This is a genomic window from Paeniglutamicibacter sp. GQ140 (assembly GCF_059759235.1).
In genome coordinates, this window is record NZ_JCAXDW010000008.1 from 38,728 (window position 1) to 65,172 (window position 26,445).

The window sequence follows — 26,445 nt, forward strand, 5'->3', positions numbered from 1 at the left end:
ACCTGACACCCAACACCGACGAACGGATGGTGAGCGAGAAACAGCTCTCCAAGTGGAAGAGTGAAGGCGGGGCGTTGCCGGCCGACTTCGACCCGGACCGGTCCGAGGGCGATTCCGGGCAGTAACCGCCGGTTGCTTTTCCGGGGGTGCAGGGCCACTGGCCCTGCACCCCCTTTGCTTTAAGGTGCCGCAGGTAGCGTCCCGGCATGTTCATGAAGGATCGCCAATTGGCGACCAGATCGAGGCCTTCCCAATCGCTGGCACGCAAACCCCATGGGCCGACCTCATAAATGTCCGCTCCGGGCAGGGAAGCCAGCAGCGGCGAGTGGGTGGAGAGGACCACCTGGGAATCCCCCTCGGCAACCAGGTCCCTCAGGATGCCCACCAGGGCCAGCGAGCCGGAGAACGAGAGCGCGGACTCGGGCTCGTCAAGCACCCACAGGCCGCCCTCGCGGAACCTGTCCACGATGAGTTCAAGGAACGACTCGCCGTGGCTCATCGTGTGGAATTCCGGGTCGCTGCGCCGCGTGGAGGGGTTCTCTTCCAGGTAGGTGTAGAACCCGTGCATGGTTTCGGCGCGCAGGAAGTATCCGCGGCGGCTGGCGCCGACGTTCCTGGCCAGCTGCAGGTGCCGCTCCAGTCCCGACTCCGTGACCCGCGTGCTGTGTTGCGCCCCGGTGGATCCGCCCTCGGGCGAGAGTCCGTAGCACTGGGCGATGGCCTCCACCAGGGTCGATTTTCCCGAGCCGTTCTCGCCCACGAAGACCGTCGCCGGGCCCAGGTCCAGGCCCTGTTCCAGCAGCTGGCGCACCGGCGGCAGGGTGTGGGGCCACCGGTCGCGGGGTGCGGGGGCCAGCGGGTGCTCGGTGATGCGCCGGATCGGCAGGATGGAGGCCTTCACTGGGCAGGCGTCCCGACGGTGTCCGTGCGCCGGCTAGACACCGGTGACGGTTCCGTCGTCGTCGATGGCGAAGGACGGGTTGTGCACGAAGTCCCAGCGGAAGCCGTCGGGGTCGGCCACGCAGGCGCTGGTGCCTCCCCACTCCCGCCGGGTCGGGGCGCTGACCGATGTCGCGCCGGCGGCCAGGGCGCCGGCATAGAGCTCGCTGACCTCCTCGGCGCTGGCGGTGTTGTGGCCCACGGAGAGCGGCGGTGCCAGTGTCCCGTGCCCGACCTGCCCGTATTCGCCAGGCATCGATTCGACGTTCCAGAGCGCGAGGAGCAGCCCGAACCCGGCCTGGACGAAGAGGATCTCGCCGGGGATGAAGCTGATTTCGCGGAAACCCAGGCCCGTGACGTAGAAGTCGCGCGAGCGCTGGACGTCGCGCACGCCAAGGGTGAGCGCGGTGATGGACGGGGGCGTGATGGGGGTCATGAAGCCCAGCATAGGCCCATGTGAGACCCCGGCAACAGGGCACCAAGACAACGAATCGTCGCACACGTGTTCTAGTCTCACCTTGTATAGAACAAAGTTTCTAATAAAATGGTTGATGCACGGGTGTGGCCCGCGGCCGCCGCACGCCCTCCCGGGGTTGGCGGCGACGGGCGCGTTGGTGCGAGGGGAAGGATGGTGGGCGAGTGGGAATCTTTACCCAGTCGATCGAAGTTGACTGCACGCCGGCGGGGGTGCCGATCCGCCTGCGCTGGCAGGGCCGGGAATACAAGCTGGCGGCCGAGCCGGTGCGCTGGTTCGAGCGGCGCAAGTGGTGGACCGAGGAATTGCGCGCCGAACGCGGGCGCGGCCCGGGGCTGGTGGACTACGAGGTCTGGCAATTGCAGGTCAAGCTCGCCGGCGTGGGGCCGCTGCGCACCTTCGAGGTTTCCCGCCAGGTCGAGACCGGCCGCTGGCGCATCATCCGCATGCCCGAGGCCTACCGGGAGAGCGCCTAGCGTGAAATTGCGGGGGCGCCGATGCCCGGCCGGGGGCCGGGCTCGTCGCCCCCGGCACTGGCCGCGGGAGGGGCGAGGTGCAAGGCTGGGGGGAAGGTGCCTGGATGACGGCAGCGAGGAACTCGAACACGGGAGTGCTCCATGGAAGAAGTATTCGATGCCGCGATCATCGGCATGGGACCCGGCGGCGAGGTCGCGGCCGACCGGCTGCTGAGTGCCGGCAAGAAGGTCGTGGTCTTCGAATCCGAGCTCATCGGCGGGGAATGCGCCTACTGGGCCTGCATCCCCTCCAAGACCATCCTGCGGGGACCCGAGGTGAACGTCGAGGCCGACGGGGCCGCCGGCGCCTCGGCGGGCGCCCTGGACTGGGAGAAGGCGCGGGACTACCGCGACTACATGGCCCGGCACCTCGACGACGGCGCCCAGGCCGAGGGGTATGCCAAGCGCGGGGCGACGGTGGTGCGCGGCAAGGCTGCCATCACCGGCCCCGGCCACGTGGAGGCCAACGGAAACCAGTACCTGGCGCACCACATCATCATCGCCACCGGGACCTCGCCCGCGGTTCCGGAATTCCCCGGAATGGACGAGATCACCGCCTGGGGCAATCGCGAGGTCTACACGCTCGACACGCTGCCGAAGTCGGTGGCCATCGTGGGCGGAAGCGCGGTGGCCCTGGAGACGGCATTCTTCCTGTCCGGATTCGGGGTCGAGGTCACCGTGCTCAATCGCGGCGCCCGGCTCCTGGGCCGCGAGGAACCCGAGGTCTCGGCGCTCGCCGAGGCCCACCTGCGCGAGCGCGGGGTCAAGGTCATGGCCAACAGCTCCGTGGCCCGAGGGCGGCGCGGGGAGGACGGAACCAGCATCCTTGCCCTGCGCGAGGGCGGGGAGGTTGCCGTCGACGCCGTCGTCTTCGCCACCGGCCGCACCCCGCGCACCGAAGGCCTGGACGTGGCGCGGGCCGGAGCGACCCTCGACGGGCGCGGGCACGTGAGGGTGGACGAGCACTGCTGGGCCGCCGAGGGGCTCTGGGCCATCGGGGACGTCACCGGGATCATGCCCTTCACCCATGTGGCCAAGTACCAGGGACGCATCGTCGCCGACAGCATCCTGGGCAGGGAGCGGAGCGCGAGCTACGACGGGATCCCGCGCGTGGTGTTCGCCAGCCCGGAAATCGCCGCCGTGGGCCTGACCCGCGAGCAGGCGGAGGGGCGCGGGATCGACGCGGTCTCCATCCGGGTCAACCTGCCCGAGTCGATCGCCCGCCCCTGGACCTACGAACAGGACCCGCACGGGGACCTGGGGATCCTGGTGGACCGGCACCGGAGGGTCCTGGTCGGGGCCTGGGCCATCGCCCCGCTGGCCAGCGAATGGATCCACCTGGCATCCATGGCCATCAGGGGCGAGACCCCGCTGAAGGTCCTGCGCGACATGGTCCCGCAATTCCCCAGCTATTCCGAGGCCTACCTGGTGGCCCTCGACAAGCTCGGGGCCACCGAGGGGATCTAGCCGCCCGGGCGTGGGGTGGGCATTCTCACCGACACGGGTCCCGGCTCAGGTCAGCGACGGGATACGCGCTTCCGTCCGGGCGGGGTGCCGGCCCTGCCGTCCCGCAAGACTTGATTAGAACACGTGTTCTAATATGATGGAGTCATCCCCCCCCGCGGGCACGGCTCCAACAGGATGCCCGGGCCCCGAAGCCACGCCCCGGCACCCGCCGGAGCGCATGACCCAAGGGGGAGCGGGAAGCGGAAGGCAAGGGAGGCACAGCGGCCATGGGATTCACCCACCTGCACGTCGCCTCGGCCTTCAGCGCACACTACGGGGTGTCCTGGCCCCGGGACCTGGTCGCCGCGGCGCTCGCCGACGGCGCCGACGCCCTGGCCATCACCGACCGCGACGGACTCTACGGAAGCGTCAAGCACCTCAAGTCCTGCATCGAGAACGGAATCGACCCCATCCTCGGGGTGGACCTGGCCATCCTTGAACCCGCGCCCGCACGCGCCGTGGGCGGCAAGCCCCGCCCCATGCGCACGGCGGGACGCATCGTCGCCCTGGCCAAGGGGCACGCCAAGGGCGCCGGATACGCCGCCCTCTGCCACCTGGTCACCGCCGCCCACCTGGACACCACCGCCACGGGGATGCACAAGGGGCATGTCGGCATCACCCGCGAGGACCTGGCCGCCCATGCGCTCGGCCCGCAGGGGGAAACGCTGCTGACCATCCTGCTGGGACCGGGCTCCGACATCGGCCTGGCCACCGGACACCGCCACTACCCCCAGGCACGCGCCGCACTGCGCACCTGGCGCACCCTCCTGGGGCCCGACGCCCTGAGGGTGGAGATCGCCACCCACCTGAACAACCCCGGGGACAGGCTCAGCACCGCCCACGCCATCCGCATGCTGCGCTGCGCCGACTCCCTGGACATCGCCCCCGTGCTGACCAACGCCGTCCGGTACGCGGAACCCGACGGGGCCGCCACCGCCGACGTCCTGGACTCCGCCCGGGCGCTGAGCTCCCTGGAAACCCTCAACGACATCCAACCCAACGGGCAGGGCTGGCTCAAGCCCGCCGGGCACATGCACCACCTCGCCGCCGAGATCGCCCGCGCCGCCTCCGACTCCGCGCTGGCGGCCACCCTGCTGCGCAACACCGCCGCGCTCGCCGACTGGGCGCGCCTTGACCCCGTCGCCGACACGGGATGGGGCATCCCCGTGGTCCCCGAGGCCCACATCATCGGCATCACCGCGGACCCCGACACCGAACTGGCCGCCCGCGCCGAGGCCGGCATCACCCGCCTGCTGCCGAACCAGGCGCACGACACCGTGCTGCGCCACCGCCTCCAGGCCGAACTGTCCACCATCTCCGACCTCGGCTTCGCCCCCTACTTCCTCACCGTCGCCGAAGTCAGCTCCATGATCACCGGGATGGGGGTGCGCTCCGCCGCCCGCGGGTCCGGAGCCTCCTCCCTGGTCAACTACCTCATCGGCATCAGCCAGGTAAACCCCCTGGCCCACGACCTGCTCTTCGAGCGCTTCCTCTCCCGCGACCGCGCCACCCTGCCCGACATCGACATCGACGTCGAATCCGCCAGGCGCCACGACATCTACCAACGGATCTTCGAGCGCTTCGGCCATGAGCGCGTCAGCCTCATGAGCATGCAAAACGGCTACCGCGCCCGGGGGGCTGTACGCGACGCCGGCCAGGCCCTGGGCATGGAGGAGGGGGACATCGACGTGATCGCCAAGCAGCTCTGGCGCTTCTCCGCCTCGTCCTTCCGCGAGGCCCTGGAGGAAAAACCCGAACTCGCCCCCTTCGCCGACCGCCTCGGCACCGAAAAGCAGCTCGACCTGCTCGTGGACCTCACCGAACGCCTCGACAGGCTGCCCCGGCACATCTCCATGCACCCCTGCGGAGTCATCCTCTCCGACGCCACCCTGCGCGACCGCACCCCCATGGAGCCCAGCGGACTGGGACTGCCCATGAGCCAATTCGACAAACACGACATGGACCCCATGGGCATGCTCAAGCTCGACGTGCTGGGGGTGCGCATGCAATCGGCCATCACCTACGCGCTGGAGGAAATCGCCCGCATCCACCCCGATGCACACGCCGTCGCGAAGGCGGGGGGACACCGGGGGGAAGCTCCCGGGCAGATCCCCGGCTACATCGGGCCCCGCGGCGCCATCGACCTCGCCCTGGTCCCGCTCGACGACGAACCCACCTTCGAGCTCATCCGCTCCACCCACACCCTGGGCTGCTTCCAGATCGAATCACCCGGGCAACGCGAACTCATCGGCAAGCTCGCCCCCCGCGAATTCAACGACCTCATCATCGACATCTCCCTCTTCCGCCCCGGACCCATGAAATCCAACATGGTCAAGCCCTACCTGGAAAACCGCCACGGCTTCGCACCCGAAAAATACCCCCACCCGGACCTCGCGCCCGCGCTCGCCGAGACCCACGGGGTCACCGTCTTCCACGAGCAGGTGCTGCGGATCTTCCACGTGATGACCGGCTGCGGGCTGGCCAAGGCCGATGTGTACCGCCGGCTGCTGGGCAACCCGAAGGCCGAGCCGGCGGTGGAGGGCCTCTTCCGCTCCCGGGCGCTGGCACGCGGCTACTCCCTGGAGGTCATCGACGAGGTCTGGCACACGCTGGCGGCCTTCGGCTCCTTCGGGTTCTGCAAGGCCCACGGGGCCGCCTTCGCCGTGCCCACCTACCACTCGGCCTGGCTCAAGGCCCACCACCCGGAGGCCTTCCTGGCCGGGATCTGGGAACACGACCCGGGCATGTACCCCAAGCGGCTGCTGGTCGCCGAGGCCAGGCGCATGGGCATCGAAATCCTGCCGCTGGACATCAACCGCTCCGCGCCCGGCTACAAGGTGGAGCGGCTCGACGGGCTGCTGCCTCCCGCGCGGCTGCCGGTGGTCCCGCGCGCCCCGGGGTCCGCGCCCCCGGGCAGGTACGGGATCCGGCTCTCGCTGCGCGGGATCCGTTCGGTCTCCGAGCGCGAGGTCGCCCGGGTGGCCGCCGGGCAGCCCTACGACTCGATCGCCGACGTGCGCGCCCGCTCCGGGCTCACCCGCACCTCGCTGAACCACTTTGCCGCACTGGGGGCCTTCGACTCGCTGCAGGCGGGGATCGGGCGCGGAAACCGCGCCGACCTTCTCGAGCACCTGCGCACGCGGCCGGGCAAGGCGCCGGCGCAGCGCCACCGGCCGATCCCCGGGCAGCTGGCCCTGCCGCTGGGGGACGTGGAGCTTTCCAACATGGCCATCGGTGCGGCGCACACCCCGCTGGAGGAGGTGGTGCGCACCGAGCTGGACCTGATGTCCATCGACGTCAGCGCGCACCTGATGGAATCCCACGCGCCGCTGCTGGACTCCCTGGGCGTCTCGCGCGCGCAGGACCTGCTGGGGATGCGCAACGGCACCGAGGTCTTGGTGGCGGGGGTGCGGGTAGCCACGCAGACCCCGCCGATGCGCGGCGGACGCCGGGTCGTGTTCATCTCGGTGGACGACGGCACCGGCTGCGTCGATGCCACGTTCTTCCACGAGGCCCAGCAGCGCTGCGGCCCGCTGCTCTTCTCCACCCGGCTGCTGCTGATCCACGGGCTCACCCGCCGCACCGGGCCCCGCGGCATCAGCCTCCAGGCGCTGGATGCCTGGGACCTCTCGGCCAAATCCACGCTTCCGGCGCCGGGCCATCTGTCGGACCCCGCCCGGGCGCGCAACGAGTCCTTCGGCAGCTCCGCCGCCAAGCCCGTGCCCTCCGCCCAGGGCAAGTCGCTGGCCAGGCTCATGGCCGACGAGGACCTGGACACCCGCGGCTACCTGGGAGCCTGATCTCGGCCGGGTCCCGTTGGCTCGCTAGCCCAGGCGTTCCCCGGTGAGCAGGTGCTCGCGCAACCCGGGGATCGAGTACCTGACCTCGCCGCGCCCGGCCGGCTCAATCAGCCCAGCCTCGATGAGGCGGGCGCGGTAGTTGGCGGCCAGCTGCAGGGAGGCCTTCATGCGCGCGGCCACCGCGGCGGTGCTTGACGGGCCGTTGTCGTGGGACATCGCCCGAAGGTAGTCCATGTCCCTGTCGGAGGCCTTGGAGATGGCCGGTCCGACCACCATGCGGATGTTGCGCTTCAGGGCGGCGGCAACGGCCTTGTCCGCAGACTCCCGGTCAACCACGCCCGAGCCCCTCTCGGCTTCCTTCCACAGGAAGTAGCCGATCAGCTGGATGAGGAACGGATAGCCGAAGGACGCCTCGGCGGCCTCCTCCAGGAACCCGTCGGGAAGCCGGATCCCGGCCGCCGAGAATTGCCGGGCATAGGAATCCCTCACGTCGCGGACCTCGAGGGAGTGAAGGTCGATCTTGTCGGCCCGGCGCAGGAACGTGGCCACGCCTTCGTTGAGGATGTCGGAGATCGCCGCCGGCAGCCCGGCGCACACGAAGCTGATGGGCAGCCCGTCCCGCACCCAGTGCTGGATGACGGCGGCCAGTTGCAGCAATTCGCTGCGGTCGGCATCCTGGATCTCATCCAGCGTGATCAGCAGCCCGGTGCCGTTTTCGTCCAGGCGGCGCAAGAGCTTGGCCCCGAGGTTGCGGAACTCGACCTGGCGCTCCCGGGGAAGCTGCGTGGTGACACCGAATCCCGCAGCGGTGAACGCCAGGATCTTCCGCGGGGGAGGGCCGTCGCCCAGCTCCTCGTCGACCAGGAGTGCGGAATCGGCGATCCTGGCCAGGAAGCCGGGGGTGGACGTCTCGGAGATGACAGCCCAGCCCTGTTCCTGTGCCAGCCCCTGGGCCTCGTTGAGCATGACGGTTTTCCCGACGCCGCGGGCCCCGGTGATGATCGTGAGCAGGCCCAGCACGCCGGAGCGGATGCGCAGGCCGTATTCGAACTCCTCCAAGGTGTCCGAGCGGTCGATCAGTTCCGGGGGAGTCCTGCCGAAGGTCGGGCGGAACGGATTTTCCCTGTCGGGCATCGGGTTTCCTGTCGGTGAATTGGCGTGAACTCTATTTATTCACACTTTACACATCTATTCACAGGACACCAGCTCGCGGCGCTTGCGCGCCCGCAAGCCTTTACACGGGTTTGGCCGCGGCGTTAGCGTGTGCAGCATGGATTGGAAATTGGAGCTAGTCTTCGTCCCCGTGTCCGATGTGGACCGCGCCAAGGATTTCTACGTCAACAAGGTGGGCTTCAATGCCGACCACGACCAGCGGCCCACCGACTCGATTCGCTTCGTCCAGCTGACCCCGCCGGGCTCGGCCTGCTCAATCACCATCGGCGAAGGCCTGGTCGACGCGGCTCCCGGGACCGCGCCCATGCTGCAGATGGTGGTCAGTGACATCCAGGCGGCGCATGACCAGTTGAAGGCCAACGGGGTTGACGTCAGCGACGTGGTGGTGCTGGACTGGGGCCATTTCGTCTACTTTGCCGATCCCGACGGCAACAAGTGGGCGGTGCAGTACCTGCCGACCCGGCCCAACGGGTAACGCCCGAAACCGGCAATAAATTGCCGAATTGGGCCTGGGTGTGGATTACTTGAGTGCCATAAGCCTCTTTCGGCAGGATATTGCCGAATGTGGGTTATTCGTGGATCATGGTGAGGGTAGACCACGATAGCGGCAGCATATTGCCGCCCACAGGAGTGACATGGACGCCGTCTCGGCCCTCGCCCGGGAGCTCCGTCGCGCCCGCAAGGAAGCAGGGCTGACCCAAGGGGACCTGGCAGATCTGGCAGGCGTCTCCGAGCGGACGGTCCGCGCACTGGAAACCGCCACCGGCAACCCGTCGCTGCGTGCAGTGGTGTCCGTATTCGACGTGCTGGGGCTTAAGGTCGGTGTCGCACGGTGAGCCTCGACCTGCAGGGCCTCAAACGCATCCGGCGGGCCGATGTCTACAAGAACGGCACCCTCGCGGGGGAGCTGTCACGGCTGGATACCGGGGGCATTCGTTTCAGTTATCTCGCCCGGTACCTCGCCGAGAAGCAAGCGCCCGTCGCATTTTCCCTGCCGCTCATGCCCGAGGCGGTCGAAACGCCCCATGGTGCCCTGCCCGCATTCTTTGCGGGCCTGCTCCCTGAGGGGCACCGGTTGACCGTGCTCAAAAACGCCGCCAAGACCAGCTTCGACGACGAATTGACCCTGCTGTTGGCCGTGGGGGCGGATGTCCCGGGCGACGTGCAGGTGGTGCCCGCCGGCCAGCCCCCTTCCGAGCCCGAGGTCTTGGCAGATGCCTCAACCCCCGCCGAACTCGACTTCGCCTCCCTGGCGAATTCGGTCGACCGCCACGGCCTGCCCGGGGTGCAGGACAAGGCCAGCGCCTCGATGCTCACCACCCCGCTGGCCACGCGCGGCCAGCGGTATCTGCTGAAACTGGATCCGGCCGAGAACCCGCACCTGGTGGACAACGAGGCGGCGCACCTCGCCGGGGCAAAAAACCTGAAGATCCCCGTGGCCTCCGGTCGGATCATCCACGACCGGAACCACCTGCCCGGATTGCTCATTGACCGTTTTGACCGGAGACCCGGCGCCGACGGCCGGTGGCGGCGCCTTCCGCTGGAAGACGGGACGCAGGTGATGGGGCTGCCGCCGGCCGCCAAGTACGGCGTCGCCTCCGAGGAAGTGGCCATGGCCCTGGCGCGCCTGTGCATCGCCCCCGTGGTGGCAAGCCGCAACCTCTACCTCCAGTTCCTCTTTGCCTGGCTGACCGGGAACGGGGATCTCCATGCCAAGAACCTCTCGGTCCTCGGCACCGAAGGCGGCGGTTTCCAGATGTCCCCGATGTACGACGTCCCGTGCACCCTGCTCTACGGCGATGACACCATGGCGCTGCCGATCGCCGGAAAGACCAAGAACCTCAAGGCCAGGCATTGGGCGGAATTTGCCGCGTCCCTGGGCCTGCCGCAGCGCGCGGCCGCCTCGGCCAGCCACCTGGCGCTTAAAGCAGCCTCCGCCATCGACCTGGCGGCGTTGCCTTTTGACGGCTCCCCGTTGCGCGGCGCCGAGCGGGAACTGCGCTTTCGCCGGCACGAACTCGAGCAATAGCGAAATCCCGATCGTCCCTGGCCTTGATGAACCGCCGGGGCCTTCAGTGTCTTGATCCTGGTCCGGGAAGCATCAGGGCTTCACCGGGTAGCGGGACGTGATTGCGATCCGGTTGAACATGTTGATGGCCGCGCTGAGCCAAGCGACCGCGGAAATCTGTTCGTCGGACAACACCGCGGAGGCCATCGTGTAGACGCCGCGCGGGACATGGTCAACCGAAACCATGGTGATGGACTCGCACAATGCCAGGGCCGCGCGTTCCACGGCAGTGAAGTACTCGGAGTCGGCCCACGCCGCGACCACCGCCAGCCGGTCGGTCGTCTCTCCGAGCTTGAGTGCGTCGCGGGTGTGCATGCGCAGGCAATAGGCGCAGCCGTTGAGCTGCGAGGCCCCCGCGCCCGCGGCAGAATGTCGACGGGCCGTATGGCGCAGGGGACATGACAAGCCACGTTGCGGATTGGTTGGCAGGCTCGGAAGTCGGTTAAGCTGGGTGGTGGCTGGCTGTGGCCACCGTACGCCACAAGCCATGAAGCCGAACCACGAAACGAGGAGCCGTAGTGCTTGAGCAAATCACACTGACCGTCGATGGGGAACAACGCGAGGTGAATGCCGGCACTACCGGGGCCGAGCTGTACTTTGACGACCGCGAGGTCGTTGTCATGCACGTCGACGGCGTGCTGCGAGATTTGGCCCGCCCGCTGGAGGCCGGGACCGCCGTCGAGCGCGTGACCATCGATTCGCCCGCCGGGCTCGAGGTCCTGCGCCACTCCACCGCGCACGTCATGGCCCAGGCCGTGCAGCAGCTGCGCCCCGACGCCAAGCTGGGCATCGGCCCGTACATCACCGACGGCTTCTACTTCGACTTCGACGTGGCCGAGCCGTTCACTCCCGAGGACCTGAAGACCCTCGAGAAGATGATGCTCAAGATCGTCAACCAGAACCAGAAGTTCGCCCGCCGCGTCGTCACCGAGGACGAGGCCCGCAAGGCCATGGCCAACGAGCCGTACAAGCTCGAGCTGCTCAACAAGGCCAACGAGGCCGATTCCGCCGGCGAGGGCGTCAACGTCGAGGTCGGCGCCGGCGAAATCACCATCTACGACAACGTCGACCGCAAGTCCGGCGACACCGTGTGGTGCGATTTGTGCCGCGGCCCGCACCTGCCCAACACCAAGTTGATCTCCAACGCCTTCGCGCTGACCCGCACCTCGGCCGCCTACTGGCTGGGCAACCAGGACAACCAGCAGCTGCAGCGCATCTACGGCACGGCCTGGCCGACCAAGGATGCCCTCAAGGCCTACCAGGAGCGCATCGCCGAGGCCGAGCGCCGCGACCACCGCAAACTCGGCGTCGAGCTGGACCTCTTCTCCTTCCCCGACGAGCTGGGTTCGGGCCTGCCGGTGTTCCACCCGCGCGGCGGCATCATCCGCAAGGAAATGGAAGACTACTCGCGTGCACGCCACGTGGAGGCCGGCTACGAGTTCGTCTACACCCCGCACATCACCAAGGGCCACCTCTACGAGGTCTCCGGGCACCTGGACTGGTACCGCGACGGCATGTTCCCCCCGATGCACGTGGACGCGGAGCTCAATGAGGACGGCACGGTGCGCAAGCCCGGCCAGGACTACTACCTCAAGCCGATGAACTGCCCGATGCACAACCTGATCTTCCGCTCGCGCGGACGCTCCTACCGCGAACTGCCGCTGCGCCTGTTCGAATTCGGCTCGGTCTACCGCTACGAGAAGTCCGGCGTGGTCCACGGCCTGACCCGCGTGCGCGGCATGACACAGGACGACGCCCACATCTACTGCACCAAGGAGCAGATGAAGGACGAGCTCACCGAGACGCTGAACTTCGTGCTGGGGCTGCTCAAGGACTACGGACTGGATGACTTCTACCTGGAGCTCTCCACCAAGAACCCGGAGAAGTTCGTCGGCGACGACGCCATCTGGGAGGAAGCCACCCGGACGTTGTCCGAGGTTGCCGAGGCCTCCGGCCTGGAACTGGTCCCGGATCCGGGGGGAGCGGCGTTCTACGGACCGAAGATCTCCGTGCAGGCCAAGGACGCGCTGGGCCGCACCTGGCAGATGTCCACCATCCAGCTGGACTTCAACCTGCCCGAGCGCTTCGAGCTCGAGTACCAGGCGGCCGACGGCACCCGCCAGCGCCCGGTGATGATCCACCGCGCCCTCTTCGGATCCGTGGAGCGCTTCATGGGCGTGCTCACCGAGCACTACGCCGGCGCCTTCCCGGCCTGGCTTTCGCCGGTCCAGGTCGTGGGCATCCCCGTGGCCGAGGCCTTCAACGAGTACATGTTCGACGTGATCGACAAGCTCAAGGCCGCGGGCATCCGGGCAGAGGCCGACATCTCCTCGGACCGTTTCCCGAAGAAGATCCGCACCGCGTCCAAGGACAAGATCCCGTTCGTGCTCATCGCCGGCGGCGAGGATGCCGAGGCCGGTGCGGTGTCCTTCCGCTTCCGCGACGGCAGCACCGACAACGGCGTGCCGGTGGACGAAGCTGTGGCACGCATCGTCGCCGCGGTGAAGAACCGGGAAGCCTAGAGTCCATGGGGGAGTCCACGCGCGAACACGCCATCGAAGCACCGCAGGGTATTTCGCAGGAGGAACAGGACGCGGCCATCACCGACGATTTCGAGATCGCCGGGGTGCCCGATTCCTTCCAGCGCCTGTGGACTCCCTACCGGATGGCCTACATCAAGGCCGGCCAAAACCGGGACAAGGGCGAGGAGGCCTGCCCGTTCTGTGTCGGGCCGACCCGCAGCGACGAGGACGCGTTGATCCTGCACCGCGGCAAGACGGCGTATGTGATCCTGAACCTCTTCCCCTACAACCCGGGGCACCTGCTCATCTGCCCGTACCGGCACGTTCCGGACTACACGGACATCACCGAGGAGGAAACCGCGGAGATGGCGGCCCTGGCGCAGAAGTCCATGCGGGTGCTGCGGCACGTGTCGCGTCCCACCGGATTCAACCTGGGCATGAACCAGGGAGTCACCGGGGGAGCGGGCATCGCCGCGCACCTGCACCAGCATGTCGTGCCGCGCTGGGCCGGCGACGGGAACTTCTTCCCGATCATCGCCCAGACCAAGGCGATCCCCGCCACGTTGAGCGACATCCGCGACGATCTTGCCGCCGGATGGCTTGAGATCGACTAACTGACGACGAGAAACCCGTGAATCGGCCGCCGTGCGTGTGCGCGGCGGTCCATTCATTTAAGTCCCGCTGCGGAAAATGCCGCTCTGCCCGGACCGGGTGATTCAAGGGTGCCGACGGAAATCTGTCACGAAATCTTCCGCGGCTGCCCCGGCCCACCCATGGCGGGCAGCGACACGCCAACAGCCGCGGCAACCCGCCGGTAGCTATCCCGACCGCGAGAAACGCCCCGCGGGAATTCAGGGCCGGGCGCCCCGAAGTGGACTTGGGCTTGCGCTCGGCAGGTTTCCTGTGGCCCGCCGCCAAAACCCTATGATCCAGCGGTATTTGGTGCTTTGCTTGAAGGTGGGCAGCATCCAAAATCCAGGAGACTTGTCTACCGGTTTTGAATTGTGACGACATGCCCGAGGTCTTTGTTACGTCCTCGTCCTACGATGATTCGCATACTGCTCACCTTATTGAAAGGAAACCAAGGTGTCTGAAAACGAAGGCGTCTCGACCCCCGCAACTACCGTAGGTAGCGACCGCGTCAAGCGCGGCATGGCGGAAATGCTCAAGGGCGGCGTCATCATGGATGTTGTCACCGCCGAACAGGCCCGCATCGCCGAAGACGCAGGCGCCGTCGCCGTCATGGCGCTCGAGCGCGTCCCGGCCGATATCCGCGCCCAGGGCGGCGTCTCGCGCATGAGCGACCCGGACATGATTGACAGCATCATCGATGCCGTGTCGATCCCGGTCATGGCCAAGGCCCGCATCGGCCACTTCGTCGAGGCGCAGATCCTTCAGTCCCTGGGTGTCGACTACATCGACGAGTCCGAGGTCTTGTCCCCGGCCGACTACGAGCACCACATCGACAAATGGCCGTTCAAGGTACCCTTCGTCTGCGGCGCCACCAACCTCGGTGAGGCACTGCGCCGCATCAACGAGGGTGCTGCCATGATCCGCTCCAAGGGCGAGGCCGGCACCGGCGACGTCTCCAACGCCACTGGGCACATGCGCAAGATCCGCGCCGAGATCGCCAAGCTCGCGGCCCTTCCGAAGGACGAGCTGTACGTGGCGGCCAAGGAACTGCAGGCCCCGTACGAGCTGGTCAAGGAAATCGCGGCCACCGGCAAGCTGCCGGTCGTGCTCTTCACCGCCGGCGGCATCGCCACCCCTGCCGACGCGGCCATGATGATGCAGCTGGGCGCCGACGGCGTGTTTGTGGGCTCGGGAATCTTCAAGTCCGGCAACCCGGCACAACGTGCAGCCGCCGTGGTCAAGGCCACCACCTTCTACAACGACCCGGACGAGTTGGCGAAGATCTCCCGCGGCCTGGGCGAGGCCATGGTCGGCATCAACGTCGCCGACATCCCGGCACCGCACCGCCTGGCCGAGCGCGGCTGGTAGCGACCGGACGGTCGCCCGCTTCTTCCTCAGGTAGGAGCGCAAGCGGTGATCCGCGCCCTTCGCTCCCGCGGCGGGCGGTCGATTCATCCCGGAGCACGGCACCGGGGCCCGTTGGACTTTTCCATCGCGCCCCGGTGCCGTTCTCTTTGTCAATCCCTCGAATACCGCACCTCCACGGAACGGAGCGCCGTCGATGCCTGGTCCGGCGCAGCTGTTCCATACTCCGGGGCTGCCCGAGCGGCGGCGCGCCTTGGGCGGCCCAGCACGCGTCACTGAAGCTGCCCGTCCGTCGCACCTGGGGATGACTCTGTCCGCCCGACGGAGGGGACTAAGGGGTTTGTAGGTGTCTGTGCCTCTTTCTGGGTCGTGATCACCGCGGTGAGGTTCAAGTCGGGCTTCCGCTAGCGCATCGCCGCTTCTGGTGCTGAGTTTGGGAGAGCCCAGCCCTGCCCATGCGAACCTTGAGCGCGCTGTCACCCCAGCCGCGAGGGAAACGAGCTGTTGACTGGGACCTCAACGGCAGTCGATCTCCGAGTTAGGAAGACCGATGATTGGTGGCGTCGACTCGCTTAACGTCGCGGTCTCGACGGCGACCGCCCTATACGCAACACAGTAACGATGGGTGCCTCAGCATCATCCGGGTCGCAAGGATGCTAGAAACATCGACGGCGACGAGGTCTCCGGACAGAATCGGTCACGTCAGCCGCTTCCTTCCAATGTTGCTGCCGAACTCGGATGCTTCCGACGGCGGCCGTTATGACTATTTGGCGGCTATGTCGGCGTCATTGGGATTCGACTTCGCAGCGTCCAGGATCGAAGGGCAGGCCGGAGCCCGGGCGTCGCACGCGTCATCGGCGGGGCAGGACTTCAGGGGGCATTTTTCCCAAATTTTCGAGGCCAACGCGGCCACGGCGGCCGGCGACGCGCGGGTGTTGGCGCAGGCGTTGCGGCAGGTCGCCGGCTTTGTACGTCAGATGACTGAGGCTGCGCGTGAAGAAGACGCCCGGCCCAGGACGAACAACGAGTGGGTGCGCCAGCACAACGACAGGAACATCCTGGAGAAGGGCTGGGACTGGTTCGTCGGTGAGGAACCGCGCCCGGCGATGGCTGCGGGGGCGTCCCCGACATTCCCTCCGGCGGAGGCAAGCACGGGGCAGCGGCAGAATCCCGCGCCCGGATCCGGCGGCTCTTCCGGTGGGGTGTCGTCGGCAAGGCCTTCCGATTTGCGTTCCTTCGTCAGGGGTTCGCGTGGCTTGAACGATTCGCTGGAGGGTGAACCGGGGAGGCTCGAGCGCGCGCTGGCCGACTTCGCATCGACATGTACTTGGGGGAAGATCGAGGCGTCGGGCCTGATGCGCGGGTACCGCGAGTATCTGAGGGCCAACGAGGCGGACGCGATGTGGGCCTCGGTGGTTGCCGACGCATTCGAGGCCGCCGGCGGTGACGCCGCCGTATCAAGCGTCTCGTATGCCGCCTTGGCGCAGGCCCTTGCCGCCGCCGGGGTCGATGCCTCACGTGCCGTTCTTCAGGTCGATCCGCCGACGGCCGCGGGAGCGATCCCCACGACCGGGTTCGCCAACGACCCGGTGAACACGGCGACGGGAAACTTCATCGAGCCGGAAACCGACCTGTCCTTCATGGGCATGGCCTCGCTACTGGACTTCACCCGGATGTACAACTCGCTGCCTTCGGCCTTGGAGGACCCTGGGGTGTTCGGCCCGGGCTGGGCCTCGGTGCTGGACCAGCAGCTGACGTTCAGCGACGAGGGATGCCGTTGGGTGATGGCCGATGGCCGTGCCGTGGATTTCCCGCGCGAAGGGGCCGGGCATGGTCGCTGCGTGGGCGAGAACTACTGGCTGGCCCGCGAGTCCGCCGCGGCGGGCGGCCTGGCGGAGCTGGATTCCCTGCGGGAGGGAACCTCCGAGCTGTTGGTCATCCGGGATAACCGGGGCGCATGGTGGGCGTACACGCTGGCCGGTGTCTGGGTCGGGGCCGGAGCCGGGCAGGGCCGCACCGTGTCCGTCCACCGGGACCGGACCGCCGAGGACGTCGGTGCCGGGCAGGTGACGCAGCTGGCGCACGTGCGGGGCAGGTTCCTCGAGATCGACTATGCCGACGGCCTTGTCGCCGTGGTGAGGGCCTCGGACGGGCGGCGCGTCGAGTACGGGTACGACTCCGCCGGCCGGTTGACGTCCGTGGCAACGGAGCTGGGCGCACGCACGTACCGATGGAACGACCAAGGCCTGATCGACGCCGTGGTTTCGGCCGCGGGCGTCCTCGAGGCAGAGAACACCTATGACGAGCACGGCAGGGTTGCCCTGCAGGTGACCCAGCACGGGCGCAGGACGCGCTTCGCGTACCTGCCCGGCCGCGTCACGGCCGTCTCGGACGAGGACGGGTCGCGTTCGAACGCGTGGATCGCCGACGCCAGGGGCCGGTTGGTTGGCGTCCTGGACAGCGATGACCGGCGCCAGTCCATGGCGTATGACACCCACGGGAACCTCGTCTCCTTCACCGAGCGCGACTGGTCGGTCACGGTCCACGCCTACGACGAGAGGGGCCGGCGGATCCGGACCGTGACTCCGGAGGGTGCCGACCTCACCTACGGGTGGGACGGACAGGACCGGATCACCACCCTGGTGACGGCATCCGGGGCCGTGGTGGCGTACGAATATGCCGACGACATCAGCCGCGATCCGTCGGCGATGATCGACCCGTTGGGCGGGCGCACCGAGCTTGACTGGCGCAACGGGCTGCTGGCCCGGGTCATCGACCCGGTCGGGGTCGAGATCGGGTTCGAGTACGACGGGTTCGGCGACCTCGTCGCGACCCGCAACGCGCTCGGCGATGTCGCGCGAATCGTGCGCGACGGCGCGGGCCGTCCCGTCGCGGCGATCAGCCCCTCCGGCGCGCAGACCCGTTTCGCCTACGACGCATCGGGTGCCTTGGTGCGTCGCGAGAACCCGGACGGCGGCGTCTGGGCCTTCGAACACGACCAGGCGGGGCGGATCACCGCCTCCGTCGCCCCCGATGGCGGGCGGACCGAGCTTCAGTACGCTGCCAACGGCGAACTGGCCCGGACGGTGGACCCGTTGGGACGAAGTGTCGAGCGGATCTTCGACGAGCTGGGCAACGTGACCGGCACGGTGTTGCCGGACGGTGCCCGGTGGGGCTTTGTCCATGACGATCTTTCCCGCCTGGTCGGCATCAAGGATCCCGCCGGCCATGACTGGGCGCGGGAATACGACTCTCTCGGCAATTTGAGCGCGGTCGTTGACCCGACGGGCGTCCGCACGGATTCCAGCACCGACCGCAAGACCGGCACGGCGAAGCTGTCGGAGGCGTTTGCCTCCTCGACCATTCGCTTTGACGAGTACGGCCGCCCCCTGCGCGTGGAGGCCGAGGACGGCTCAGCGGAGCTCATCTCCTATGACGCGGCGGGGAACCCGGTCGAGCTTGTCGACGGCGAGGGCGGGCTGACGGTGTTGGGCCGCGACGTGGCCGGGAAGATCACCTCGGTCACCTCCCCGACGGGCGCGGTGACCCGGTACGAGTATGACGTGTGTGGTCGGCCGTGGCGGACCACGGACCCGTTGGGTGCCGTCACCGAGTTGGCCTACGACGCCGACCAGCGCGTCGCCGCCCGCACGCTGCCCACCGGTGAGGTGGAGAGGTTCGAGTACGATCCGTGCGGACGACTCTTGCTGCACCGCAATCCCGGGCGGGGCGTGTCCCGGTACGCATACGACAAGGCCGGGCGGCTGACGTTTTCGCAGGATGCCTGGCACGGCACGCGCCGCTTCAAGTACAACGTGGCGGGGGAGCTGACCGAGACCGTCAACGGCGTGGGTGGGCGAACCCGCTTCGAGTACGACGTGCGCGGGCGTTTGGCGCGGGTCACCGATCCGGTGGGCGGGGTGGTGACGCACACCTATACGGACACGGACCAGGTGGAGTCGGTGACCGATCCGCTGGGGAGGGTCACCACCGCGACATATGATCCCGCGGGGCGGCAGCTGACCCGGACGGACCCGGACGGGCAAACCACGTCCTGGGCCTACGATGCCGCCGGGCGTGAGGTTTCCGTCTCGGTGGACGGGGAGCTTGTTTCCGCGCTCGAGCGGGACCTGGTCCGCCGCCGCTTGGTGGTCACCGATTATTCGGGCCCGGACGGGCTGGCGGTCGAGCAGGAGTTGTCGTTCGACCGGCGGGGGCTGCTGACGGGCCGAACCCGTGGTGGGGCGGGCCTGTCGTGGGAGTACGACGCGGATGGGAACCGCGTCCGGTTCACCGACGCCCAGGGGACGGTCACTGCGTACATACGTGATGCCGCCGGCCAGGTGGTTGCCGTGGAGAACTCCCTGTTGGGCCCGGCGGTGTTCGCCCACGATGCATCCGGGCGCATCACATGCGCGACGGTGGGGGACCTGGTGCAGGAATGGGTCTACCGGCATGGATACCTGGCCGAGCACAGCCGGTCTGATCGCAGCGGTGCTGGCGCAACGGATGTGACGCTGATCGGCCGGGATGCCGAGGGCCGGATCACGGGACTGACGCGTGCCGGGGCGGTGACCCGGTACGGGTACGACGGCGCCGGGCAGATGGTCACCGCTGCCACCACGCGGGCTGGTGGCGCCGGCACGCACTCGGGGTGGGAATACGACGCCGGCGGCCGCCTGCTGCGCGAGACTACGCCGGATGGCGTGCGGGTGTATGAGTACGACATTGCGGGACAGTTGCTCGCGGTGACGGAGCCCGACGGTGCCCGTGTCGAGTACGTGTATGACGGGTTGGGCCGGCGGAGTCGGTTGATCGCCCCGGATGGGTCGTGGACGGAGTATGCCTGGGGTTCAAATGGTTCCCTGGCGGGATCGACCGTGCGTACCCCGGAGGGTGGTGAGGTCTCCCGGCACAACTTGTGGGTCGATGCCCTGGGTGAGCTGGCAGGTGTCGACGGTGCCGAGCTCTGGTGGGATACGGCGAACCCGGTTCCGACGTTGGCCGGGATCGGCGGCGGGCAGGTTCTATCCTTGCCGGGCGGTGTGACCGGTCTCAGTGATGGGTGGGCGAGCGCTGGGTGGCGTGCGGCGCGTCCGACGGATCAGCTCGATCCGTGGGCCGTCATCGGTGCCCCTTACCTATTGGGTGCGACGCCTGGTGGCGAGGGGCCTGTCGGTGTGTTGCCGGCGGGTGTCGGCCTGACCGGTGGTGGCGGGCTGGAGGTTGCGGGGCTGGAGTGGCTGGGGGCGCGTGCGTATGACCCGTCCGTTCGCGGGTTCCTGTCGACCGATCCCTTGGCGCCGGTCCTGGGTGCGGGGTGGGATGGCAACCCGTATGCCTATGCGGGCAATAATCCGCTGAATGCGACGGATCCGACGGGGCTGAGTCCGCTGACGGACGAGGATCTCAAGGCCTACGACGGATCGGTCGGCGGTGGGGCGTTTTCCGCGGTGGTCGATTGGACTAAGGACAACTGGGAGTATGTCGCCGGGGGTGCGATGGTGGTTGCCGGCGGCGCGCTCATGGTCACCGGTGTTGGCGGGCCGGTGGGGATGATGCTGATCGGTGCCGGTGCGGACACGATCATTCAGAAGGCCACGACCGGCGATGTGAACTGGGGGCAGGTGGCCCTGACGGGAGCTGTCGGGCTGGTTGCCGGTCCTTTGGCCGGACGGGTGGGTGGCCTTGTCGCTTCCGGAGTCGGACGTGCCGGAACCGCGGTGACCTCGCGGTTGCTGCCGGCTGCGGGCCGCATCGGCTCCGCAGCTGTTTCGGGGGCAAGCCGGGCGGGTTCGGCCGTCTCGGCGGCTGCCTCGCGGGCTGGTTCTGCGGTGGCTTCGGGGGTCTCCCGTGTCAGCACGCGTGCTGGGAGCTACATCGCGAGGTTGCCGGGACGGCAGATGGTCAGGTCTGCGGTGTCCAACGGCATCGGCGGAGGTGCGGTCAACACGGGAATGTATTACGGGACCACGCCTCGAAATGATTGGTCGACGCGGGGCGGTTTGGGAGCCGCTGCCGGCGGGTTCCTCGGCGGTGTAGTCGCTGGCCAAGGCGGGTATCTCTTCCCTCGCGCAACAGGTCGAATCCTGCGCGCTGCCCAATACGTTGCGGGCGGAGGGGGAAGCTGGGCCGGCGGGTACCTCGACCATGCCATTACGGGGGAAGATTACGACGGGATGGAACAAGGTTACGACATTGCTGGTGGACTCCTTCTTTCACGGTTCCCGGGCGCTTCAGATATGGGCCCGATTTTGGGCTCGAACCCGAGTTGGATGACGCACTCCTTTGCTGCGTACGGTGGCGCCCACGCGGGCGCTATTGTTGAAAGCGCGAAATTCGTGGGTGGAGAAGTTATTGAGAGAGGGACAGGAGTAGAGCCGTGGTAGCACAAAATGATGGTGATGGTGTGGGTGCGGGTAACCAGGATCCGGATACTGAATTCAGTGAGCAGGATCTACTACTTGGAAGGAAAGCCTCGAAATTTTTCCAAATTATTTGTGTAGCCGCTTTTGTTGTGTGCGTAATCGCCGCAATTTTCGTTTTCATGAACGTGCCCTTGGACACCAGAATGCCTTACGAGGGAAAATATGATCGCAGTGGAAGCGGAATTCCCATGCCTATTGCTTTGATTATGTCCCCGGCCGTTCTTGTCCTTCTGTGGAGAACGGGAAATAAACCTGACTCGAATAATATGCGGAAAGGGTCGAGGATCGCCTTGTATATAATTGGACCGGTCTTCGTGGCTGTATGTGTTTATTATCATTTCGTTTTTGCGGAAGGGATTCTCGTCGAGGGGGGATATCTCGCGGGGTGAAATGATTCGGGGGTCCGGACCTCGGTGGTTTGAACCCAAGTAACTCGGCTCACCCCAAGACCCTTCCTTGATGGCGTATCGCAGAATCAGGTCGATGCCCGGTTTACTTCAAGATGGTTTTTACGAAATGAGGGAAAGTGGTCAACCCTTCCAGACGCCGTGAGCGACCAAGTGTGAAGAGCAAGATAACGTTCTTCTCGATTTTGGGAATGATCGTACTTCTTGGACTATTAATTATAGTGGGATTGCCGGCATTATTCGCGTATGACCGGAATAATCTGGACTCTATAGTGTGCACCGTTTCCAGTGTCGAAGAAGAGGTCGGTCCTCGCACAGGAACTTCCATCCTAATCAACACACAAGAGTGTGGCCAACTTAGATTCTCGGACGGAGTGACATTCGAAAATTGGAAATCCGTGGCAGAGAATCTCGAGCCTGATAGTCGTTATGAGTTTCAAGTCGGGAAGATTTCCAAGGCGGCAATGTCAATTGCCGGATCAATTGGATGGAGCGTTTCGGTGTGGTCATTTCGGGAGCTGTAGCGAGGTGTGCATCGTGCACCATGAATCCGGGCGATAACCAAGAAATGAGACGACGAGAACACCCTGCAGAGAGGGGATGACCATCTGTACATTGACGGTACAGTTCCTGACGACTCGGTGCGTACGATGATTTTAAGATCACCAGCCAAAAAGGTTGAGGGCTACTTTTCGAAGCATAGAAGAGCCAGTTTGGTCCTGCCGGACGGTTGGTACGGGCGACCTTTCGATTCGCTCTTTTCACTAACGCTTGCTGAAGATACGGCAAATGGTCTGAGGATTGAGCTTGAAGGCGGGCGACAGCTGATTTTTCAAGGCGACTTGGATATTGTCAAGACGGGCTTTGAAAAGTTTCCTGCTTTGAAACTAGACAGGTATCGATCATTTTCCTGGTGGCCGCATGACGGAATCTCTGAGGAACGTAAATTCGGAAAATCGGGTCCGGTGTTTTTTGTTTCTTAACGCTTGAACGGATAGGTGGCAGCTTCGGTTCGGCCGCGACGGAAGGGTTCTCGGTTCTTCAAGACTCGATATTTATTGGGACCAACCGTTCATGGCACAATTGCGGATGCTGAGGTGGAAGGTCCGGTCATTTGGTATACGAATGCTATTCGCAAAATTGCTCGCGAGTGCCCCAGGCCTTGTTGTGAAGGCGCTTTCTTGCGGCAAGAAGGAGAGCGATTCCTTCGAGGCCTTTTCGCAGTTGCCGACGTGGTCCAATTAATCGGGCAGCCCCGTCGCCGCCGATGCTGAGGTAGGTTCTGTCTGGGGTGTTGTGGTGGTCAAGCCAGGTTGACTGGGACAGCTGTGCCGTCTGGGTTCGACGTGCGGGAGTACGCAAAGATACATTCGTTGGTCCAGGTGCAGTGCGGTCGATCGACTTTTCGGTTGGCCCACGAAGTACGGGCGGATGAACTCCTGCTCCATATTCCGGCCGCCGTGAACTTCGCGGATTCCTCTCAAGTGCTGGCAGGCGAACGTGGTGTCAGTGATGAGCCGGAAGCGATGGGGCTCCTCGAGAAACTAACGCGGGATTGCACCTTGCAAAGCTTAAACACCTGTGAAGGCGTCACCCGCTCCCAGACCCCGGTTTCTTCCGGATGAAAGGCCATCTTGCGGCAGCCCATCGGCGCATTGGCCTTGTCACCGAGCAGACGTCTCTGAGCCCCGCCGCTGCGCTACACGAAGAACGACTCCGGGTCCATGTGTTACGCCTGGAGCCGTTCTTCGTGTACCACTTGTCGAGGCTGGATGTCAGCGCAGCACGAGGTGCCGTCCGCGGCCGAGCAGGCGCATGCCGTTGGCCTCAAAGAACGGTGCCGAGCGCGGGGAAGCGGCGGCGATTAGTTCGATGTTTGATTCTTCGTCCAGCCCCAGGGGGTTGACCATGCCGCGGGCCAGCCCGTTGAGCAGGGCCGATCCAATGCCAAGCCGGCGATGCGCACGCGAAACAGCCAAGCCGTGGATGGCCAATTGGCCGCCGAATGCCTGCTGGGCAAAGGCGCGGCCCACCAGATCACCCTCGAGGGTGCGGGCTGTGGCCTGTTCTACACGGCGCAACGCCGGGTGTCCGGCGCTAAGACCCGCGGTGGCCGGATCGCGCCACAGGTTGGCGACCTGGAGTTCCTTCGCATCGGGACCGACGGCCTCGGGGATGTCCGTGCCCAGGCGCACGCGCCCGTCCCAGGGCTCCTCGGGTCCCACCAGTTCCCCGGCATGCCAGGAAATCTGTGCGGCATCGGAGAATCCTGCGGCCTCCAGCGGGCCCGAGGGTGCACCGGAATTGACCCAGGCATCCACCCGGCGTGCACCGAGGCGGGTTCCCTCGGCCAGGCCCGGGCGCAGCCCGGCTTCCTGCGCGTGGGCTGGGAACAGCAATACCAGCCGCGCTCGGGCCGGCTGCCAGGCCCACGAGCACCCGTGGGTGGTGAAGAGCTTCCCGCCCGTGGCAATGGCTACCGCCTGGTGCCAGTGGGAGAGCGCCTCCTGGGCAAAACTAATGGTTGTCACGCTTTGATTTCCTTTGCCAGGCCGCGGCGAAGCAGCAACGGTTCGATCAGTGCCGGACGGCCGCGGAAGACCTCATAGGACTCCAGCGGGTCCCGCGTGTTGCCGCGCGAGAGCAGCTCCGTGCGGAACCTTTCCCCGTTCTCCCGCTTCGGCCCGCCGTTCTCGGTGAACCATTCAACGGTGTCGGCGTCGAGCACCTCGGACCAGATGTAAGAGTAGTACCCGGCCGAGTATCCGCCGTCGAAAATATGCTTGAAGTACCCGGTGCGGTAGCGCGAGGGGACCAGGTCCGGGATCAACCCGGCCTCGGTGAGCGCCCGCTGCTCGAATGCGAGCGGATCCACGACGAGTTCGCCGTCGGTGAGCGAGTGCCAGGCCAGGTCCAGGACGGCGGCGGAGAGGTACTCGGTGGTGGCAAAGCCCTCGCCCCACAGGGCAGCGGCCTCCAGCGCCTCGACCGTCCCGTCGGGCAGCGGTTCCCCGGTGCGGGTGTGTGACGCATAGCCTGGCAGCACCTCGGCGTGCAGGGCCCACATCTCGTTGACCTGCGAGGGGTATTCGACGAAGTCCCGCGGGACGCTGGTGCCGGACAAAGACGGATAGGCGCCATTGGAGAAGAGCCCGTGCAGCGCGTGCCCGAACTCGTGGAAAAGCGTGTTGACCTCGTCCAGGCTCACCAGGGCAGCCTCGCCCGCCGCCGGCTTGGGAATGTTCAGGGTGTTGGTGACCACCGGAAGCTCGACCAGCAGCGACGCTGATTCGCGGATGGAGTTCATCCACGCGCCGCCGGCCTTGGTGGATCGGGCGAAGTAGTCGCCCAGGAACAGGCCGAGTGTCGACCCGTCTTCGTTGAAGACCTCCCAGGTGCGCACGTCAGGGTGGTAGGTCGGCAAGTCGAAGCGTTCGGTGAAGCCCAGACCGTACAGCCGGGTGGCGGCGGCGAACACGCCGCGCTCGATCACCGTATCGAGCTCGAAGTATTCGCGCAGCGCCGCGGTGTCCAGTGCGTGGCGTTCGCGCGCCACAGCCGCCGAGTAATAGGCCCAGTCCCAGGGCTCGATTCGCCCGCCCGAGAGCTTTTCCAGCTCCGCCGCCTCGGCGCGGGCATTCGCCACGGCCGGGGGGATGAGTTCGGCCAGCCGGCGGCGCACCGCGTCCAGGTCGGGGGCGGTGGCCTCCTGCAGCACGACGTCGGCGTGCGTGTTGTGGCCCAGCAGCCGGGCCCGAGTCGAACGCAACGACGCCATCCGGGCCGCCAACTCAAGGGTCCGGTTCTCTCCCTCCAGCCCGCGGTTCACCGAAGCCTCAAAGAGCCGGCGGCGGGAATCGGAACGCACCAAGCGCTCCAGCAAGGGCTGGGAGGTGGGCAGCACCAGAGTCAGCAGGTAGCCGTCGGCGTGGCCGGCGGCCCGGGCTGCATCGGCCACTGAAGCAAGTTCCCCGTCGCTGAGCCCTTCCAGTTCCGCGGCATCGGCGAAGTGCACGGCTGCTTCGTTCATGGCGCCCAGCAGCCTGCGCGAGTATTCGCTGGACAGGTCGGTGATCTCGCTGTTGAGGGCACGCAGCCGTGCCTTGCTTTCGGCATCAAGTTCGGCGCCGGCGGCACGGAAGGTGCGCAGGGTCTCGGAGACCAGCCGGGCATCCTCGCCCGCGAGCCCGGCGGCGTCCAGGGAGGCCAGTCGTGCAAAAAGTTCCTCGTCCAGGTGGATGGCATCCTCGTGCGCCGAGACCAGGGCCTGAAGCTGGGGGTCGATCTCGCGCAACTCATCAGTGCCGTGCGCCGAGTACACCGTCCAGTACGCCATCAGGGCCCGGCGCAGCAGCGCGCCGCTGCGTTCCATGGCCACGAAGGTGTTCTCGAAGGTCGGTGCCTCGGGGTTTTGTGCGATGGCCCGGAGTTCCTCCAGCTGACCGTCCACGCCGTGCCGGACCGCGTCCAGGTAGTGGCGAGCTTCCAGGGCTGAATAATCTGGGAATTCAAACGGCAAGGTGCTTCGCTCAAGCAACGGATTATGCATGCTGTTAACCCTGTCATAAGCCCGCGGTGCTGTCCGTTTCCCGCGCCGCAAGACCCGGGGCAGGG

The 26,445-nt window shown here is 66.6% G+C and carries 18 protein-coding genes and 1 pseudogene; 13 read left to right on the forward strand and 6 right to left on the reverse strand.

Annotated features, from left to right (window positions below):
• Positions 1–181 precede the first annotated feature (181 nt).
• Positions 182–901, reverse strand: a pseudogene (locus tag AC6CHY_RS12545) (AAA family ATPase); the annotation flags it as partial.
• Between the two features lie 33 nt (positions 902–934).
• On the reverse strand, positions 935–1,375 hold the full coding sequence (locus tag AC6CHY_RS12550) for a VOC family protein (RefSeq protein WP_217387868.1): 441 nt from the start codon (positions 1,373–1,375) through the stop codon (positions 935–937).
• A gap of 203 nt (positions 1,376–1,578) precedes the next feature.
• On the opposite strand from AC6CHY_RS12550, the gene AC6CHY_RS12555 reads away from it, so the two are divergent.
• From AC6CHY_RS12555 to AC6CHY_RS12565, 3 genes are all read left to right on the forward strand, one after another.
• Entirely contained in the window at positions 1,579–1,890 is a 312-nt protein-coding gene (locus AC6CHY_RS12555; RefSeq protein ID WP_217387869.1) for a hypothetical protein, read from the forward strand.
• A gap of 141 nt (positions 1,891–2,031) precedes the next feature.
• Positions 2,032–3,396: a dihydrolipoyl dehydrogenase family protein gene (locus tag AC6CHY_RS12560; RefSeq protein WP_498226931.1), complete on the forward strand. Its 1,365-nt coding sequence runs from the start codon at positions 2,032–2,034 to the stop codon at positions 3,394–3,396.
• Positions 3,397–3,662: 266 nt separating this feature from the next.
• Positions 3,663–7,235, forward strand: coding sequence for a DNA polymerase III subunit alpha (locus AC6CHY_RS12565; protein ID WP_498226932.1), 3,573 nt, complete (start codon positions 3,663–3,665; stop codon positions 7,233–7,235).
• Positions 7,236–7,259: 24 nt separating this feature from the next.
• Here the strand turns inward: AC6CHY_RS12565 and AC6CHY_RS12570 are convergent, their stop codons facing one another.
• Complete coding sequence (locus AC6CHY_RS12570) at positions 7,260–8,369, reverse strand: ATP-binding protein (RefSeq protein WP_498226934.1); 1,110 nt, start codon at positions 8,367–8,369, stop codon at positions 7,260–7,262.
• A 136-nt stretch (positions 8,370–8,505) separates the two neighbouring features.
• On the opposite strand from AC6CHY_RS12570, the gene AC6CHY_RS12575 reads away from it, so the two are divergent.
• The 3 genes from AC6CHY_RS12575 (at position 8,506) to AC6CHY_RS12585 (ending at position 10,437) form a co-directional block, all read left to right on the forward strand.
• The gene (locus AC6CHY_RS12575) at positions 8,506–8,883 is read left to right on the forward strand and encodes a glyoxalase superfamily protein (RefSeq protein ID WP_217387873.1); all 378 of its coding nucleotides are present in this window, start codon (positions 8,506–8,508) and stop codon (positions 8,881–8,883) included.
• A gap of 160 nt (positions 8,884–9,043) precedes the next feature.
• Complete coding sequence (locus AC6CHY_RS12580; RefSeq protein ID WP_217387874.1) at positions 9,044–9,244, forward strand: helix-turn-helix transcriptional regulator; 201 nt, start codon at positions 9,044–9,046, stop codon at positions 9,242–9,244.
• Positions 9,241–10,437 (forward strand): type II toxin-antitoxin system HipA family toxin, encoded by a 1,197-nt coding sequence (locus tag AC6CHY_RS12585; protein ID WP_498226935.1) that lies wholly within the window; start codon positions 9,241–9,243, stop codon positions 10,435–10,437. The genes AC6CHY_RS12580 and AC6CHY_RS12585 overlap by 4 nt, the downstream gene beginning before the upstream one ends.
• A 72-nt stretch (positions 10,438–10,509) precedes the next feature.
• Here AC6CHY_RS12585 and AC6CHY_RS12590 read toward each other — a convergent pair whose 3' ends face one another.
• Entirely contained in the window at positions 10,510–10,791 is a 282-nt protein-coding gene (locus AC6CHY_RS12590; RefSeq protein WP_498226936.1) for a carboxymuconolactone decarboxylase family protein, read from the reverse strand.
• Between the two features lie 203 nt (positions 10,792–10,994).
• Between AC6CHY_RS12590 and thrS the strand changes: the two genes are divergently transcribed.
• The 7 genes from thrS to AC6CHY_RS12625 all read left to right on the forward strand — a co-directional run bounded on the left by thrS (position 10,995) and on the right by AC6CHY_RS12625 (position 23,456).
• Positions 10,995–12,998 (forward strand): threonine--tRNA ligase, encoded by a 2,004-nt coding sequence (gene thrS, locus AC6CHY_RS12595; RefSeq protein WP_217387877.1) that lies wholly within the window; start codon positions 10,995–10,997, stop codon positions 12,996–12,998.
• A gap of 5 nt (positions 12,999–13,003) precedes the next feature.
• The gene (locus AC6CHY_RS12600) at positions 13,004–13,612 is read left to right on the forward strand and encodes an HIT family protein (protein ID WP_217387878.1); all 609 of its coding nucleotides are present in this window, start codon (positions 13,004–13,006) and stop codon (positions 13,610–13,612) included.
• A 472-nt stretch (positions 13,613–14,084) separates the two neighbouring features.
• Positions 14,085–14,999 carry a pyridoxal 5'-phosphate synthase lyase subunit PdxS gene (gene pdxS / locus AC6CHY_RS12605; RefSeq protein ID WP_217387879.1) on the forward strand — a complete coding sequence of 305 codons (915 nt, stop codon included), beginning with the start codon at positions 14,085–14,087 and terminating at the stop codon, positions 14,997–14,999.
• A gap of 974 nt (positions 15,000–15,973) precedes the next feature.
• Positions 15,974–21,385, forward strand: a complete 5,412-nt coding sequence (locus tag AC6CHY_RS12610) for a DUF6531 domain-containing protein (RefSeq protein WP_498226937.1) — start codon at positions 15,974–15,976, stop codon at positions 21,383–21,385.
• Entirely contained in the window at positions 21,379–21,813 is a 435-nt protein-coding gene (locus tag AC6CHY_RS12615; protein WP_217387881.1) for a hypothetical protein, read from the forward strand. Before AC6CHY_RS12610 ends, AC6CHY_RS12615 begins: the two co-directional genes overlap by 7 nt.
• A gap of 659 nt (positions 21,814–22,472) precedes the next feature.
• A complete protein-coding gene (locus tag AC6CHY_RS12620; protein WP_217387882.1) occupies positions 22,473–22,814 on the forward strand; it encodes a hypothetical protein in 342 nt (113 codons plus the stop codon).
• Positions 22,815–23,240: 426 nt separating this feature from the next.
• On the forward strand, positions 23,241–23,456 hold the full coding sequence (locus AC6CHY_RS12625) for a hypothetical protein (protein WP_217387883.1): 216 nt from the start codon (positions 23,241–23,243) through the stop codon (positions 23,454–23,456).
• Between the two features lie 150 nt (positions 23,457–23,606).
• Here AC6CHY_RS12625 and AC6CHY_RS12630 read toward each other — a convergent pair whose 3' ends face one another.
• Together AC6CHY_RS12630 and AC6CHY_RS12635 are read right to left on the reverse strand one after the other, a co-directional pair.
• Complete coding sequence (locus AC6CHY_RS12630; protein WP_217387884.1) at positions 23,607–24,362, reverse strand: GNAT family N-acetyltransferase; 756 nt, start codon at positions 24,360–24,362, stop codon at positions 23,607–23,609.
• A complete protein-coding gene (locus AC6CHY_RS12635) occupies positions 24,359–26,380 on the reverse strand; it encodes a M3 family metallopeptidase (RefSeq protein ID WP_217387885.1) in 2,022 nt (673 codons plus the stop codon). The genes AC6CHY_RS12630 and AC6CHY_RS12635 overlap by 4 nt, the downstream gene beginning before the upstream one ends.
• Positions 26,381–26,445: the final 65 nt, after the last annotated feature.

Bases quoted from the DNA above. Each gene is read 5' to 3' on its own strand.
- AC6CHY_RS12565 (WP_498226932.1), top strand. From the start codon at position 3,663: ATGGGATTCACCCACCTGCACGTCGCCTCGGCCTTCAGCGCACACTAC.
- AC6CHY_RS12575 (WP_217387873.1), top strand. From the start codon at position 8,506: ATGGATTGGAAATTGGAGCTAGTCTTCGTCCCCGTGTCCGATGTGGAC.
- AC6CHY_RS12550 (WP_217387868.1), bottom strand. From the start codon at position 1,375: ATGACCCCCATCACGCCCCCGTCCATCACCGCGCTCACCCTTGGCGTG.
- AC6CHY_RS12580 (WP_217387874.1), top strand. From the start codon at position 9,044: ATGGACGCCGTCTCGGCCCTCGCCCGGGAGCTCCGTCGCGCCCGCAAG.
- AC6CHY_RS12560 (WP_498226931.1), top strand. From the start codon at position 2,032: ATGGAAGAAGTATTCGATGCCGCGATCATCGGCATGGGACCCGGCGGC.
- AC6CHY_RS12570 (WP_498226934.1), bottom strand. From the start codon at position 8,369: ATGCCCGACAGGGAAAATCCGTTCCGCCCGACCTTCGGCAGGACTCCC.
- AC6CHY_RS12610 (WP_498226937.1), top strand. From the start codon at position 15,974: ATGACTGAGGCTGCGCGTGAAGAAGACGCCCGGCCCAGGACGAACAAC.
- AC6CHY_RS12590 (WP_498226936.1), bottom strand. From the start codon at position 10,791: ATGCACACCCGCGACGCACTCAAGCTCGGAGAGACGACCGACCGGCTG.
- AC6CHY_RS12635 (WP_217387885.1), bottom strand. From the start codon at position 26,380: ATGCATAATCCGTTGCTTGAGCGAAGCACCTTGCCGTTTGAATTCCCA.
- AC6CHY_RS12600 (WP_217387878.1), top strand. From the start codon at position 13,004: ATGGGGGAGTCCACGCGCGAACACGCCATCGAAGCACCGCAGGGTATT.